The organism is Streptomyces sp. NPDC047706, from assembly GCF_043204795.1.
Taxonomy (GTDB): Bacteria; Actinomycetota; Actinomycetes; order Streptomycetales; family Streptomycetaceae; genus Streptomyces.
The window spans coordinates 234,679-249,908 of the sequence record NZ_JBIDCW010000005.1; the positions used below are offsets into that span (position 1 = coordinate 234,679).

10 protein-coding genes are annotated in these 15,230 nt (G+C 72.5%); 1 reads left to right on the forward strand and 9 read right to left on the reverse strand.

Features of this window, described 5'->3' with window-relative positions; all coding sequences use genetic code 11:
• Positions 1–156: 156 nt before the first annotated feature.
• From ACGF8A_RS08380 to ACGF8A_RS08400, 5 genes are all read right to left on the reverse strand, one after another.
• Positions 157–366 carry a hypothetical protein gene (locus tag ACGF8A_RS08380; protein ID WP_393105549.1) on the reverse strand — a complete coding sequence of 70 codons (210 nt, stop codon included), beginning with the start codon at positions 364–366 and terminating at the stop codon, positions 157–159.
• Between the two features lie 190 nt (positions 367–556).
• A complete protein-coding gene (locus ACGF8A_RS08385) occupies positions 557–880 on the reverse strand; it encodes a hypothetical protein (RefSeq protein WP_393105551.1) in 324 nt (107 codons plus the stop codon).
• Positions 877–1,245, reverse strand: coding sequence for a WhiB family transcriptional regulator (locus tag ACGF8A_RS08390; RefSeq protein ID WP_019072119.1), 369 nt, complete (start codon positions 1,243–1,245; stop codon positions 877–879). Before ACGF8A_RS08390 ends, ACGF8A_RS08385 begins: the two co-directional genes overlap by 4 nt.
• A 176-nt stretch (positions 1,246–1,421) precedes the next feature.
• Entirely contained in the window at positions 1,422–1,745 is a 324-nt protein-coding gene (locus ACGF8A_RS08395; RefSeq protein WP_393105554.1) for a hypothetical protein, read from the reverse strand.
• Between the two features lie 165 nt (positions 1,746–1,910).
• Positions 1,911–4,121, reverse strand: coding sequence for an ATP-dependent DNA helicase UvrD2 (locus tag ACGF8A_RS08400; protein WP_393105556.1), 2,211 nt, complete (start codon positions 4,119–4,121; stop codon positions 1,911–1,913).
• A 530-nt stretch (positions 4,122–4,651) separates the two neighbouring features.
• On the opposite strand from ACGF8A_RS08400, the gene ACGF8A_RS08405 reads away from it, so the two are divergent.
• Positions 4,652–4,909, forward strand: coding sequence for a mycoredoxin (locus tag ACGF8A_RS08405; protein ID WP_393105558.1), 258 nt, complete (start codon positions 4,652–4,654; stop codon positions 4,907–4,909).
• 132 nt (positions 4,910–5,041) lie between these two features.
• On the opposite strand, the gene nudC is transcribed toward ACGF8A_RS08405, so the two are convergent.
• The 4 genes from nudC to ACGF8A_RS08425 form a co-directional block, all read right to left on the reverse strand.
• A complete protein-coding gene (gene nudC / locus ACGF8A_RS08410; protein ID WP_393105560.1) occupies positions 5,042–5,986 on the reverse strand; it encodes an NAD(+) diphosphatase in 945 nt (314 codons plus the stop codon).
• A 148-nt stretch (positions 5,987–6,134) separates the two neighbouring features.
• Positions 6,135–7,538, reverse strand: a complete 1,404-nt coding sequence (locus ACGF8A_RS08415) for a dipeptidase (RefSeq protein WP_393105562.1) — start codon at positions 7,536–7,538, stop codon at positions 6,135–6,137.
• A gap of 10 nt (positions 7,539–7,548) precedes the next feature.
• Complete coding sequence (locus ACGF8A_RS08420; protein ID WP_393105564.1) at positions 7,549–11,154, reverse strand: ATP-dependent helicase; 3,606 nt, start codon at positions 11,152–11,154, stop codon at positions 7,549–7,551.
• Between the two features lie 91 nt (positions 11,155–11,245).
• Positions 11,246–15,016 (reverse strand): UvrD-helicase domain-containing protein, encoded by a 3,771-nt coding sequence (locus tag ACGF8A_RS08425; RefSeq protein ID WP_393105566.1) that lies wholly within the window; start codon positions 15,014–15,016, stop codon positions 11,246–11,248.
• Positions 15,017–15,230: the final 214 nt, after the last annotated feature.

The window sequence follows — 15,230 nt, forward strand, 5'->3', positions numbered from 1 at the left end:
TGACGCCGGACGACGAGGCCGGTGCTTGCTCGCCTTCGTCGGCCTCGCCACGGCCCCGTCCGCTGTCGCCGACTCATGCGACGAAGCCGGCTTTCAGCTGTGGCCCGGTGCCAGGAGAGGCAGGAGAGGCCTGCCAAGCCCCGTAAGGGCCGGCTCTCACCACCACGCCGAGTCCAGCCGCCCCTCGATGGCCCGCAAGTTCTCCCGGGAACAGCCCTCACAGAAGTACCGGCGTGTTCCGTTCTCCACCGAGCAAGTCCAGGTCGGCTCGGGGGTGCGGGCCTGGGTGCCGCAGCGGGTGCAGACGATGGGGCGGGGTTGGGGGGCGGAGCCGCCATTGTCGCTGCGTCCGGGAAGACTCGTCACCCGCCGACGATATCCCCGTGACCGGCGGATCGCCGGGCACAACGCACGGCGGGGGCCGGTCCGTTCGCTCGGACCGGCCCCCGCGGAGAAGATTCTGCCTCTCGGCTCCCCTCGATTCCACGCGGTTCACGCGTGTCCGCTCGGGCCGGGAGGCCACCATTTCAGGTGTGTCAGTTACCGCATGACGCCATTACTGCATGACGGCCATGGCCAGCGCCCGCCGGGCGCGCCGCGAGGCGCGCTCGGCCCGGCGCTGCATGCGGCGGGCGGTCACCAGGCTCATGGCCCGGCGCTGCTCCCGCGCCTCACGCAGCCGGTCGTCCATATGCGCACGAGCCAGGGCTTCTGGGATGAGTTGCATCTCTCGGGTCCTGTTCTGACGCGAGTCGTTCGCGCCGGTGGTGGTGACGTCTGGAGTCGCTGAGCCTGTCGGCTCGTTGGTGGACGGCTTCATCGGGGCCTGCTTCTGGGGGTCGTGCGTGAGGGGACGGTCGATCGTTCCTGCGGTGTTCATGCCGTGACCGGGTTCTTGCGCGGGCGGCCACGCGGCCGCTTCCGGGCGACGACGACACCCTGGACGAACAGCTCGCCACCCCAGACGCCCCAGGGCTCACGCCGTTCCTTGGCGCCGGCGAGGCAGGCCTCGATCAGCGGGCAGGTGCGGCAGAGGGACTTGGCGTACTCGACGTCCGCCGGGGACTCCGCGAAGAAGACCTCCGGGTCGTAGGAACGGCAGGGGACGGGTACGCCGAGGTTCTCGATGGCGTCGTCGAGCGCGGTGAGCGCGGTGAGCGGGGTCAAGGTGGAGTCCTCCGTGAGGCCGGGCGGGGGGATCGTTTCGGAAGGCGGTACGGACGGGGCGTGCGCTTCGAGTTGCACGGTGTCGACTTCCTCGTCTTGGTCGTTCCGGTCGGGTTGGACCGGGTGGCGGCTGGTACCGGGTTCTTTTCTTGTCCCGAGGCCCCTTCGCTCCGTCGTCCCGTTCGGGACAAACAGAAGGGCCGCGGATCCCGGATGGGGTTCCGCGGCCCTGAAGGCGCCGGCCTGATTGCCGATCAGGCTGGATCGCTCCAGGGTTCTGGCCCACGGAAGGCCCACATCTGGTGGTGCTGCGTCGTCTGCTTCCGGAATCCGGCACCGGTCGCCGTAAGGGCATAGGCCTGGGCCTGTGCCACTACTGCTGCTTCCAGTGCCTTGGTCGGTCGCTCACTGCGCTCACGGACGGGAAGGCCCGCAAGAGACAGGGAGAACGCCGGACGGTCGGCACAAACGCCGGACAGACCGGTGCCCGGGTTGGAGATGCCGAGCATGCACAGGGAAGCGACCGAGCGATCGGTCATTTTGACGATGCTGATGGAGCTCTTCTTGATGCTGATCACTGGACTCGCCTCCTCTCGGCGTCTCGGGGGACTGGGGTCAGCCAGTCCGGCGGGTATGCAAGTACAACACGGAATCAGGGCCTCCGAGAAGGCCGCTGTTCCCGTGCCTAAGAACCTATGGGGATTGCTGGGGCATGCGCAAACTATTTTTTCGACGAGTTCGCATCAGTCCGCTTCTTCCCCGGTCTCGGGCTCTTGGCCTGCGCAGATGGCCAGAACGTCGGCTCCGTAGCGGTTGAGCTTGCGCATCCCGACCCCCGGGATCCGTGCCAGCTCGCCCGCGTCGTCCGGGGCGTTCTCGGCGATCGCGATGAGGGTCTTGTCGGTGAAGACGCAGAACGCGGGCTGACCGCTGCGCCGGGCCTGGACCGCACGCCAGTCCCGCAACCGTTCGTACAGTCCCTCGTCCATGTCGGAAGGGCAGTCCTCACAGCGCATCAGCTTCATCTCACCGGCATCGGTGAGTGTGCGTCCGCAGACACGGCAGCGGGCGGGGGCGCGCTGTGTCCGTCTGGGCGCGGCGATGGCACCGGGGCGGCTGCCTCCACCGGGGTAGCCGCGCTCGATGCCACCCGCGCCGCCCGTGGCGGCGCGGCCGCCGGGTGCGGCGGAGCCAGGGCGCAGTCCGTCGAGGAACCGGCTGGGGCGGCGGCTGGGGCGGCCACCGGGCGAGCGGGCGAGCGCCCAGGAGATATGAAGGTGCGAGCGAGCGCGGGTGACGCCGACATAGAGGAGTCGGCGCTCCTCCTCGATCTGTTCGTCGGTCTTCGCGTAGGTGATCGGCATCATGCCCTCGGCCACACCGACCAGGAAGACGACATCCCACTCCAGACCCTTGGCCGAGTGCAGGGAGGCGAGGGTGACCCCCTGAACGGTCGGGGCGTGCTGGGCGTTCGCCCGCTCGTCGAGTTCCGCGACGAGGTCGGCGAGGGTGGCGCGGGGGCGTGCCGCGGCGTAGTCCTGGGCGAGACTGACGAGCGCGGCCAGCGACTCCCAGCGCTCCCTGACAACGCCGGAGCCGGCCGGGGGCGTGGTCGTCCAGCCTTCTCCGGAGAGCACGGCTCGCACCTGGGAGGGCAGGTCGACGGCCTCGTCGAGGAGGGAGTCGTTGCCCCCGAAGCGCGCGGCGCCGCGCAGGGCGATGCCGGCCTTGCGCACCTCGGGCCGCTCGAAGAACCGCTCGGCGCCGCGCAGCTGGTAGGGGATCCCCGCGTCGGCGAGTGCCTGCTCGTAGCTCTCGGACTGGGCGTTCGTGCGGAACAGGATGGCGATCTCGGCGGCCGCGACACCGGAGTCGAGGAGTTCACGGATGCGGCGGGCGGCGCCCTCGGCCTCGTCCGGCTCGTCGGTGTACTCGGTGTAGACGGGCTCGGGGCCTGCCGCACGCTGGGAGATCAGTTCCAGCCGGTGGTCGGCGGCACGGCCGGCGGCCTGGGCGAGCAGCCCGTTGGCGAGATGGACGACCTGGGGCGTGGAGCGGTAGTCGCGGACCAGCTTGACGACGGTGGCGCCGGGGTGACGGGTGCGGAAGTCTAGGAGGTAGTCGGGGGTTGCGCCCGTGAACGAGTAGATCGTCTGGCTGGCGTCGCCGACGACGCACAGGTCGTCCCGGTCGCCGAGCCAGAGCTCCAGCAGGCGCTGCTGGAGGGGGCTGACGTCCTGGTACTCGTCGACCACGAAGTGCTGGTACTGGGCACGTACCTGGTCGGCGATGTCGTGACGGTCCTGGAGAACGGCGACGGTGAGCAGCAGGACGTCCTCGAAGTCGATGACCACGCGGTCACGCTTGAGGTCCTCGTAGGCCGTGTAGATCTGGGCGACCTCGGCGGGATCGCGAGGTACCTCACGGCCGGCCTTCGCAGCTGCGAGCGCGTAGTCGGAAGGGACGGTCTGGGTGACCTTCGACCACTCGATCTCACCGGTGACGTCCCGCAGCTCGCCCCGGTCGAGGCGGATGCGGCAGGCCGCGGCGGCGTCGGCGACGAGCTGGACCTTGCGGTCGACCAGCCGGGGCAGGGAACCGCCGACGGCTTTCGGCCAGAAGTACTGGAGCTGGCGCAGGGCCGCCGAGTGGAAGGTGCGGGCCTGGACCCCGGCGGCGCCGAGCTGACGGAGGCGACCGCGCATCTCGCCGGCGGCCCGGTTGGTGAAGGTGACGGCGAGCACGCTGGAGGCGGGGAGGATCCCGGCCCGCACACCGTAGGCGATCCGGTGGGTGATCGCCCGGGTCTTCCCGGTCCCCGCGCCCGCGAGCACACAGACCGGACCGTGCAGCGCGGTGGCGACCTCGCGCTGCTCGGGGTCGAGCCCTTCGAGCACCGCGTCGGCCGAGTCCGGTGCCTGCGGGAAGAGGGTGGAGTGCGTTGCTGCTGTCACACGGCCATGCTGCCAGGTCGCGGGAGACGGGTGAGCCGGTTATCCACAGGCGAGGTCTCGCAGTCGTATGAATGCGGCGGGCATCACGTCGTCCTGCGGCGGGGCATCGCATCGTCATGGAGCGTGGCATGGCACGTCGTCCTCACGCGAGGGCACAGCGCGTCGCCCTCTGTCCCGGGGGGATGGCCCGCGTCCTGTGCGGCACGGGCCACGTCGGCCTGACGCTGCGGGCACGCAGTCGTCTCTGATGCGGCACGGGCCACGTCGGCCTGACGCTGCGGGCACGGTCGTCTCTGATGCGGCACGGGCCACGTCGGCCTGACGCTGCGGGCACGCAGTCGTCCCTGGCACGCGGGCATCACGCCGTGGCGCTGCAGGCGTATACCGGTGTCTCCTCGGACATCGGTGGTCAGGTGGGGCCGTCCGCATGAGCCTCACCCCCCATACCCCCGGCGGGAATGGCGCCGACGTCGCGTACGTTCCCCTCTCTGGCGACCACTTCCCCGACCCGCCGAAGGAGCGCGAGAGACATGCCGGGCACTGTGACGATGTACAGCACCACGTGGTGTGGCTACTGCCGCCGGCTGAAGAGCCAGCTGGACCGCGAGGGCATCGCGTACGACGAGATCAACATCGAGCAGGACCCGGAGTCCGCCGCGTTCGTGGAGAAGGCGAACGGCGGGAATCAGACGGTGCCGACCGTGCGGATCTTGCCCGTCGCGGGTGGCACGGAGGTCGTCATGACCAACCCGAGCCTCGCTCAGGTGAAGCAGGCGCTCAGCGCCTGACCCTCTTCAGGGCCCTCGCCGGACGGTGTTCGGCGAGGGCCTCTTCCTTGGGCTGCTTCCGCTTTCTTGGGCTGCTTCCGCGGGGGTCACGCCCGCCCGCCAGGGCATGGGCAGGCCTCTTCCCGTGCCGTGTCAGAACACGCTGCGCGTCGGCAGCGGCTTGCCGTACCAGAGCTCGATCAGCCGGGCCGCGATGGAGATGCCGTACGGCGGCATCACCTCGCCGGAGTCGAAGGCGGCGCGCAGTTCGTCACGGGAGAACCAGCGGGCCTCGCTGATTTCGTCGCCGTCGACGTTGATCTGGGTGGAGGTGGCGCGGGCCATGAAGCCGAGCATGAGGCTGGACGGGAAGGGCCAGGGCTGGCTGGCCACGTACTCGACCTGGCCGACGGTGATGCCGGCCTCCTCGCGGACCTCGCGGCGTACCGACTGCTCGATGGACTCGCCGGGCTCGACGAAGCCCGCCAGCGTGGAGAAGCGGCCCTCGGGCCAGTGGACCTGGCGGCCGAGCAGGATGCGGTCCTCCTCGTCGGTGACGGCCATGATCACAGCGGGGTCCGTGCGCGGGTAGTGCTCGGCGCCGCAGGCGGGGCAGCGGCGGATGTGCCCGGCGGCCGCGATGACCGTGCGTTCCCCGCAGCGGGAGCAGAAGCGGTGGGTGCGCTGCCAGTTCTCCAGGCCGACCGCGTGCACCATCAGGCCCGCGTCGCGCGGAGACAGCAGCAGGCCGGCCTCGCGCAGGCCCGCCGGGCGCGCGGACTGGTCCATGCGGCCGGGCAGCGCGTCCTTCTGGAGTGCGAAGTAGCTGACGCCGTCCTCGTCGATGCCCAGGAAGTAGCGGTGGGCTTCGGTGAGCGGGGCTTCGAAGGACGGGCCCATGACGAGTTCGGTCCGCCCGTCGGGCGTCTCGTCGAGGAGGACCTGGCCGCCGGAGACCACGAAGCAGCGGGTCTTCGGGTGGCTCCATGCCGCCGCGAGCCAGGCCTCGTCGAGCCGGTGATGCGCGGCACGGTCGATGCCGCTCGGGGCGGTGAGCGAGATGGGCCGGTCGGCGGTGTGGTCGGTCCAGGTGGTCACGGGTGCTTCCAACTCCCCCGGTGGAACGGTTGATTCAGCGGCGGTTCAGCGGGACGTACGGCAGGAGGGGACCGGGTCCGGCGGGGCTTGGTGGTGCGGGCGGCCCCTCCAGTGTGCCCCCCGCGAGGTGCCCTCTCGGCCGGGGCGGTCAGGGCGCATGACGCCAGTGCTCGGCGAGGTCGCCCCAGAGGTACGCGGCGGTTTCGGCGCCCTTCAGGAGCAGGTCCAGCTCGACCTTCTCGTTCGGGGCGTGCCAGCCGTCGGAGGGGACGGAGATGCCCAGGAAGAGGACGGGCGCGCCGAGGACTTCCTGGAGGTCGGCGGCGGGTCCGGAGCCGCCCTCGCGCGTGTGGCGGACGACTTGGCCGAAGGCGCGGCTCATGGCGCGTACGACGGATTGCAGGGCGGGGTGGTCGAGCGGGGTCAGGCACGGGCGCGTGGCCGCGGAGAAGGCGATCTCGTGCCGGATCCCGGCGGGTACCTGGTCGGCGGCCCAGGCCCGCACCACCCTCTCGATGTGACCGGGTTCCTGGCCGGCGACGAGGCGGAAGGACAGCTTCACCATTGCCGAGGACGGGACGATCGTCTTGCTGCCCGGGCCCTGGTAGCCGCCGCCGATGCCGTTGACCTCGGCGGTGGGGCGGGCCCAGACCCGCTCCAGCGTGGTGTACCCGGCCTCGCCCTGGGTGGCGTACGACTTGGCCGTGCGCAGCCACTGGTGCTCGTCGAAGGGGAGCTCGGCGAAGAACGCGCGCTCGCGGTCGGTGAGGTCGACGACGCCGTCGTAGAAGCCGGGGATCGCCACGCGCGCGTCGTCGTCGTGCAGGGCGGTGACCAGGCGGGCCACTGCGGTCGCCGGGTTGGGTACGGCGCCCCCGAAGGAGCCGGAGTGGATGTCCTGGTCGGGGCCGTACAGCCGGATCTCGCATTCGGCGAGCCCGCGCATGCCCGTGCACACGGTGGGGGTGTCCTCGGACCACATCCCGGTGTCGGAAACGACCACCGCGTCTGCGGCGAGCCGCTCCGCGTGCTCCTCGACGAGGGCACGGAAGTACGGCGACCCGGACTCCTCCTCGCCCTCGATCAGGAGCTTCAGGTTGACTGCCGGCGTGGTGCGGGCGGTGGCGGCGAGGTGGGCTCGGACGCCGAGGGTGTGGAAGAACACCTGGCCCTTGTCGTCGGCGGCGCCGCGCGCGTAGAGGCGGTTCTCCCGGACGACGGGCTCGAAGGGGTCGCTGTCCCAGCCGTCCTCGCGTGCGGCGGGCTGCACGTCGTGGTGGCCGTAGACGAGGACCGTCGGTGCCTGCGGGTCGTCCGAGGGCCATTCGGCGAAGACTGCGGGGGCGCCAGGTGTCTGCCAGACCTCGGCGGTGGGGAAGCCGGCCTCCTCGAGCGTGCTGGCGAGCCAGTCGGCGCTGCGTCGCACGTCGCAGGCGTGCTGGGGCTGCGCGGACACCGACGGGATGCGCAGCCACTCGGCGAGATCGTCGAGGAAGGCGGCGCGGTGCCGGTCGATGTACGTACGGACGGCGCTGTCCGGGGTCGGGCTCATGCTCACGAGCCTATCGGCCCGCGCTGACACCCTGTTCGTGCGGTTCGTCACCGTACGGCTCGTCCAGCAGCAGCCGTTCCAGCGCTGAGCGGCCGGGGAGGTCGTGCGGCCGCACGACCTCGCCCGTCCGCACGAACACGAACGCCGCGGTGACCGACTCCAGGGGTACACCCTGCTGCTCGGCCCAGGCGAGGCGGTACAGGGCGAGCTGGAGGGCGTCGGCCGTGCGGCCGCGGCCGGTCTTCCAGTCGACGATCTCGTACGTCGCCCGTTCGCCCTGCCCGTTCCGGTATACGGCGTCGATACGGCCCCGAACGACGCGGCCGGCGATGGCCAGCTGGAAAGGCGCCTCGACGCGGTGGGGGGTGCGGTGGGCGTACTCGGTGCGTTCGAATGCCTCCTTCAGGGCGGCCAGATCGCGTTCGTCGGCGATCTCGGCGTCGCTGCCGGGCAGCTCCTCGGGCTCCAGCATGGGCAGCGTCAGCTCTTCGAAGCGGGCCTCCACCCAGGCGTGGAAACGCGTGCCCCGGCGCGCGGCGGGCTGCGGCGGGCGCGGCATGGGCCGGGCCAGCTCCCGCGCGAAGCCGTCCGGGTCTGCGGCCAGCCTCAGCAGCTGGGACGCGGTCAGCGAGGCCGGCAGCACGACCTCCGTGACGGACTCGCGCGCGCGGAGCAGCTCGCCGGTGAGGGCGTCGAGGTCGCGGTCCCAGGAGGCGACGGCGCGGGCCTCCTCGGGGGTGAGTGCGCCCGGCTCGGGCAGGGAGGGGCGCGGGCGGGCGCCCTGGGACGCGGCGCTGTCCGGCACGCCCCGGTGGGGCCCGTCGGCGTCCGGGGGCGTCGCCTGGTGCGGAACGGTCGTGCGGGGGCCCTGGGCGGGGCGGGGCCCTTGAGGGGGGCGGACCATTTCTGCGGACGCCTCGAGGTCCGTGTCCGCGGGCCGGTCCGTGTCCCAGGAGTCCCAGTCGGCCGGGTCCTCCTCCTGGAGGGCGTCGTCCTCGTAGTCGTCCTCGTAGGGGATGCCGTCGGGGGCTTCGTCGTCGGGTGGTGGGGGCCAGTCCGGGTCGTCGTACCGGTCGGGGTCGTGCACGACGGCCGGGTGGGCGTCGTCGTGGGCGGTGAGGGCGTCGAGGTGGACCAGGACCGTCTCGGCCGCCGTGCGGCGCCGGGCCAGGGCGGCGGTGTCGAGGGGCAGCGGCCACAGCTGGTCGGCGGTCGCCTGGTGGAGGGCCGGGTTCTCCGCGTCCGCGGCGGGTTCGTCCGCCCAGGCCTCGATCTCGCCGTGACCGGCGACGCAATGCTCGTGCAGGGCGAGGAGGAAGTCGGAAGGACCGCGGGGCTTCTTCTGGGTGGGGCCCCACCAGTGGCCGGAGCCGAGGAGGAGGGAGCGGGGGCGGGTGAAGGTGACGTAGCCGAGGCGGAGTTCCTCGGTGTGTTGGTGGTCCTTCATGGCCTCGTGGAAGGCCTTCATACCGCGCGCGTCCCACGTCTCGATGTCGGGCAGGGTGTCGGCGTCGCCGCGCAGTTCGTGCGGGAGCACCTTGGCCTGGGCGGTCCACTTCTCGCGGCCCTGGCCACTGGGAAAGGCCCCGGTGACGAGCCCGGGTACGGCGACGACGTCCCACTCCAGGCCCTTGGACTTGTGCGCGGTGAGCACCTTGACGGTGTTCTCGCCGCCCGGCAGCGCGTTGTCGAGGCCCTTCTCGTACTGGGCGGCGGTGCGCAGGAAGCCCAGGAAGGCGAGCAGACCGGCCTCGGACTCGTTGGCCGCGAAGGAGGCGGCGACGTCCAGGAAGTTGGACAGGGTCTCGCGGCGGCGGGCGGCGAGGGCGTGCGGGGACGCCGACAGTTCGACCTCCAGGCCGGTGACGGCGAGGACACGGTGCAGAACGTCCATGAGCGGGTCGGAAAGGGAACGACGCAGGTCGCGCAGTTCGGCGGCGAGGCGGGCGAAACGCACGCGCGCGTCCGGCGAGAACGGCAGCCCGTCGTCGTCCCCACCGCCCTCCACGGACGACTCCAGGAAGGTGTCCAGGGCGTCGGCGAGCGAGATCACCTCGGCCGGGTCCACGCCCTCGACCGCCTCGGCGAGCCTGCGCCCGGGGTCGTCCTCCCCTTCCACGCGCGCGTGGAACACCAGCGCGCGGGCGCGACGTCCGAGCAGGGCGAGGTCGCGCGGGCCGATGCGCCAGCGCGGGCCGGTCAGCAGGCGGACCAGGGAGGCGTTGGCGCCCGGGTCCTGGAGGACCTCGCAGACGGCGACCAGGTCGGCCACCTCGGGCAGGTGCAGCAGTCCGGAGAGGCCGACGACCTCCACCGGGATGTCGCGGGCGACGAGCGCGCCCTGGATCTCGGCGAAGTCGGTCGCCGCGCGGCACAACACCGCGATCTCGCCGGGCTCCTTGCCGGTGCGCACGAGGTGGGCGATCGAGTCGGCGATCCAGGCGATCTCCTCGGCATGGGTGGTCAGCAGGGCGCAGCGGACGATGCCGTCGCGTTCGGCGCCGGGAGCCGGGCGGAGGGCCTCCACGCCCGCGTGCATGGCGCGCAGCGGTTCGGCGAGGCCGTTGGCCAGGTCCAGGAGACGGCCGCCGCTGCGGCGGTTCTGGCTCAGCGCCTGGCGCTCGGCCGTCGTGCCGTCGGGGTGGGCGAAATGCTCGGGGAAGTCGTCGAGGTTGGCGACGGAGGCGCCACGCCAGCCGTAGATGGCCTGGCAAGGGTCGCCGACGGCGGTCACCGGGTGGCCGGTGCCGCCCCCGAACAGGCCCGCCAGGAGGACGCGTTGGGCGACGGACGTGTCCTGGTACTCGTCGAGCAGGACCACACGGAACTCGTCGCGCAGGATGCGTCCGACGTCCGGGAGCTGGGCGAGCCGTGCGGCGAGGGCGATCTGGTCGCCGAAGTCGAGCAGGTCCCGCTCGCGCTTGGCCGCCCGGTAACGCAGGACCAGCTCGGCGAGCTCCCGGCGGGCGGCGGCGGTGTCGGGAACCTTGCGCAGGTCGGCGTTGGTGAGCTTGGCGCCCTCCAGCGTGCGCAGCAGCTCTGCGTCCCACACGCGCAGGCTCTCGGGCCGTACGAGGTGCTCGGCGAGTTCGGAGTCGAGGGCGAGCAGGTCGCTGACCAGGTCGGGAAAGGAGCGGGTCAGCGCCGGGTAGGGGCCTGGGGCTTCGCGCAGCACGCGCGCGGCGAGCTGGTAGCGGGTGGCGTCGGCGAGCAGACGGGAGGTCGGTTCGAGCCCGATGCGCAGACCGTGGTCGGTCAGCAGACGACCGGCGAAGGCGTGGTAAGTGGAGATCACCGGTTCGCCGGGCGGATTGTCCGGGTCGATGACGTCGGGGTCGGTGACGCCGGCCTTGACGAGCGCCGTGCGGACCCGTTCGGCGAGTTCGCCGGCGGCCTTGTTGGTGAAGGTGAGGCCGAGCACCTGTTCGGGCGCGACCTGTCCGGTGCCGACCAGCCACACCACGCGTGCCGCCATCACCGTCGTCTTGCCTGAGCCGGCTCCGGCAACGATCACCTGCGGGGTGGGCGGCGCGATGATGCAGGCCGTCTGCTCCGGGGTGAACGGAATCCCGAGGAGTTCGTTGAGCTGCTCGGGATCGGTGAGAGGTGCGGACACCCCAAAGAGGCTAGCGGCGGGCACTGACAACGCTTGCCGGATCGATCGCCGGGGCAGGAGATGCGCAGGTCAGCTCCTGTGGTGCCCTACGTCACTCGACCACATGGCGCCCCTCGGGGCGGGCGCTGCACGACGCCCGGAACGCGCAGTGCGCGCAGTGCTGACCGGTCGTCGGCCGGAACCGCTCGTCAAGCACCTTGCCGGCCGCCGTCGCCAGCAGTTCACCGACCCACTCCCCCTCCAGCGGCTCCTGGGCCTGCACCTTGGGCAGCGCCTCGCCGCCGTCCCGGTGTGCGGCGCCCTGACGCAACTGGACCAGTTCGGCGCCGCCCGGCTCGGGGCGCACGCCGTCGAACGCCTCGTCCACGGCGCCCTCGCGCACCGCCAGCTGATAGACGGCCAGCTGGGGGTGGCGCGCCACCTCCTTGGAGGTGGGTGCCTGCTTTCCGGTCTTGAAGTCGACGACGTAGGCGCGGCCTTCGCCGTCCGCCTCGACCCGGTCCATGGAGCCGCGGATGCGCACCTCGTAGTCGCCCGCTTCGAGAGTGACGTCGAAGTCGTGCTCGCTCGCCACGGGCGTACGGCCGGTGCGGTCCGTCACATGCCATTGAAGGAAGCGTTCCAGCGCCACGCGCGCGTGCTGCTTCTCCTGCACGGACTTCCACGGGGCGTCGAAGGCGAGCGCGTTCCACACGGAGTCGAGGCGTTCCATGAGGACGTCGAGATCGGCCGGGGTACGACCGGAGGCGACCTCGTCGGCGAGGACGTGCACCACGTTGCCGAAGCCCTGTGCGGCGGTGGCGGGGGCCTCGGCCTTCACCTCACGCCCCAGGAACCATTGCAGGGCACAGGTGTTGGCAAGCTGGTCCAGGGCGCTGCCCGACAGCACGACGGGCTGGTCGCGGTTGCGCAGCGGCACCTTGGACTCGGTCGGCTCGAACATGCCCCACCAGCGGTACGGATGCGCGGCGGGGACCAGCGGCCGGCCGTCCTCGTCGGCCAGGGCGGCGAGCCGGGCCAGCCGGCGGGCAGCGGCCTCCCGGAGGGCGTCGGACGCGCGCGGGTCGACGGTCGTGGCACGCAACTCGGCGACGAGCGCGGCGACGGACAACGGGCGGCGCGGGCGGCCGGTGACGTCCCTGGGTTCGACGCCGAGCTCGGTCAGGAAGCGGGAAGGCTGGTCGCCGTCGTCCGCGGGAGCTTTCACCGCGGTGACGACAAGGCGTTCACGCGCGCGCGTGGCGGCGACGTAGAACAGGCGGCGCTCCTCGGCGAGCAGCGCGCCCGGCGTGAGCGGTTCGGCGAGCCCGTCGCGGCCGATGCGGTCGGCCTCCAGGAGGGAGCCGCGGCGGCGCAGGTCAGGCCACAGCCCTTCCTGGACGCCCGCCACGACGACGAGGCGCCATTGGAGCCCCTTCGCGCGGTGCGCGGTCATCAGGCGCACCGCGTCGGGCCGCACGGCGCGTCCCGCGAGGGTGTCGGCGGCGATGTCCTCGGACTGAAGCTCCTCCAGGAAGTTCAGCGCACCGCGGCCGCCGGTGCGCTCCTCCGCGCGGGCCGCGGTGGCGAACAGCGCGCACACGGCGTCCAGATCACGATCCGCGTTGCGTCCGGCCGCGCCGCCACGGCGCGTTGCCCGCTCCAGGCGCGCCGGCCACGGCGTGCCCTCCCACAGGTCCCACAGCGCCTCCTCGGCCGTACCACCGCCCGCGAGCCGCTCACGCGCCTTCTGCAGCAACGCGCCCAGGCGCTGGGCGCCTCGCGCGTACGCCGGGTCGTGCGCCACCAGGCGCTCGGGTTCGGCAAGCGCGCGTGCGAGCAGGTCGTCGGAGGGCGGCGGCACGGGGTTGCCGGCGGCCCGCTCCTCGTCGCGCAGGGCGCGCCCTAGCCGACGCAGGTCGGCGGCGTCCATGGCGGCGAGGGGCGAGGCGAGGAGAGTGAGGGCGGTCTCGTTGTCGAGCCAGCACGCTTCCGGGGCGGGGGCCGGCTCCGGCTCGGAACCCGAGTCCGAGTCCGGCTCCGGCTCGGAACCCGAGTCCGAGTCCGGCTCCGGCTCCGGCTCCGGCTTCTGCACCGACTCGGATACCGGTTGAGGCACGGCACTCTGCCCCGACGCGGGTACCGGTTGAGGCACGGCACTCTGCCCCGACCCGGGTACCGGCTCCCGCTCCGGCTTCTGCACCGACTCGGACTCCGGTTCAGGCACGGCACTCTGCCCCGACCCGGGTACCGGTTGAGGCACGGCACTCTGCCCCGACGCGGGTACCGGCACCGGCTCGGAAGCCGACCACGACTCGAGAGTACGCCCGGTCTCAGAAGCCGGCGCCGGCCTGGGCGTCGGCTCGGCCTCGCCAGCTGGGTTTCCGGATCCGGCCGGTCCGTCCGCAGCGGCCCCGCCCCCCGTGGACAGATCTGGTTCGCCCGGCGCGCCTGCAACGCCCTCGGCACCCCCTCGCGGACGCAGCCCCGCCTCAGCCGCGGCCACCGCCCGCAGTGCCGTCAGCAGCGGTGCCACCGCCGGCTCGTGGCGCAGCGGCACGTCGTCGCCGTCGGTGTCGAGCGGGACACCGGCGGCCGTGAGGGTACGACGGACCGCCGGGATCGTGCGGGATCCGGCGCGTACCAGGACCGCCATCTCGCCCCACGGGACGCCGTCCTCCAGATGAGCGCGGCGCAGGATGTCGGCGATGTTGTCCAGCTCGGTGCCGGCCGTCGGATAGGTGTAGACCTCCACGCGGCCACCGCCCCTCACGGGGGTCAGCTCGCGATGGGCGCGGACCTTCTCCGCCGGGAGCCGGGTGAGCGGCATACGCTGGGTCAGCAGCCGGGTCGCGGCCAGCAGGGCGGCGGCGGAGCGGCGGGAGGTCCGCAGCACTTCGACGGGGGCGGGGCGGCCGTCCGCGCGCGGGAAGGCCCGGGGGAAGTCGAGGATGCCGTTCACGTCCGCGCCCCGGAAGGCGTAGATCGACTGATCGGGGTCGCCGAAGGCGAAGAGCGTGCGGCCCTCGCCGGCCAGGGTGTGCAGCAGCCGCACCTGGGCGGGGTCGGTGTCCTGGTACTCGTCCACGAACACGGCGTCGTAGCGCGTGGCGAGCTTCTCCGCGACCTCGGGTCGTCGGGCGAGGAGGACCGCGCGGTGGACCAGTTCGGCGTAGTCCACGACGCCCTGCAGGTCGAGGACATCGAGGTACTCCGCGAGGAACGCGGCCGCAGCGCGCCAGTCGGGGCGGCCGATGCGGCGGGCGAAGGCGTCCAGGGCGTCCGGGCCCAGGCCGAGTTCCCGGCTGCGGGCGAGCACCGCGCGGACCTCGTCGGCGAAGCCCCGGGTGGTGAGGCAGGCGCGCAGGTCGTCCGGCCAGCGCACGTGCGCGAGGCCGAGCCTCTCCAGGTCGGGCTGGCCCGCGAGCAGCTCGCGGACGGCGACGTCCTGCTCGGGTCCGGACAGCAGCCGCAGCGGTTCGGCGAACAGGTCGCTGTCCTGGTGGGCGCGGACCAAGGCGTAGCAGTACGAGTGGAAGGTGGTGGCCTGGGGCGCGCGCGCCGCCCCTGTGCGCAGCGCCATTCGGTCGCGCAGCTCGACGGCCGCCTTGCGGCTGAACGTCAGCACCAGGATCCGCCCGGGGTCGACGCCGCGCGCGATGCGGGCCGCGACGGCCTCCACCAGGGTGGTGGTCTTGCCGGTTCCCGGGCCGGCGAGAACGAGCAGCGGACCGGCCCCGTGGTCAACCACGGCGCGCTGTGCCGCGTCCAGACGAGGGGGACCCGAACGGGCCGGGGGGGTACGTACCAACCGGTAAGCGCCACGGTCCACCTGCCGCACCGGGTGGTGCGGCAGGCGCCTGGTGGAGGAAGAGGAGCTCACGTGGTTCGCCGGTCCTGGTGGTTGTGCTGGTGGGCCGACCGCCGTGCGTGGCGGGCGGTGGCCGGGGGATGAGGGGGACACGTGCAGCCGACGCTACGCCGACGGGCCGGTCGGAAGGACGGCTTCCGCTTCTTCCCACACGGCTCACACGACCCGCGTGCCCCCTGCACCACGAACGTACGTCATGCCACGGATGTGCCCTGTTTCCCCCGTA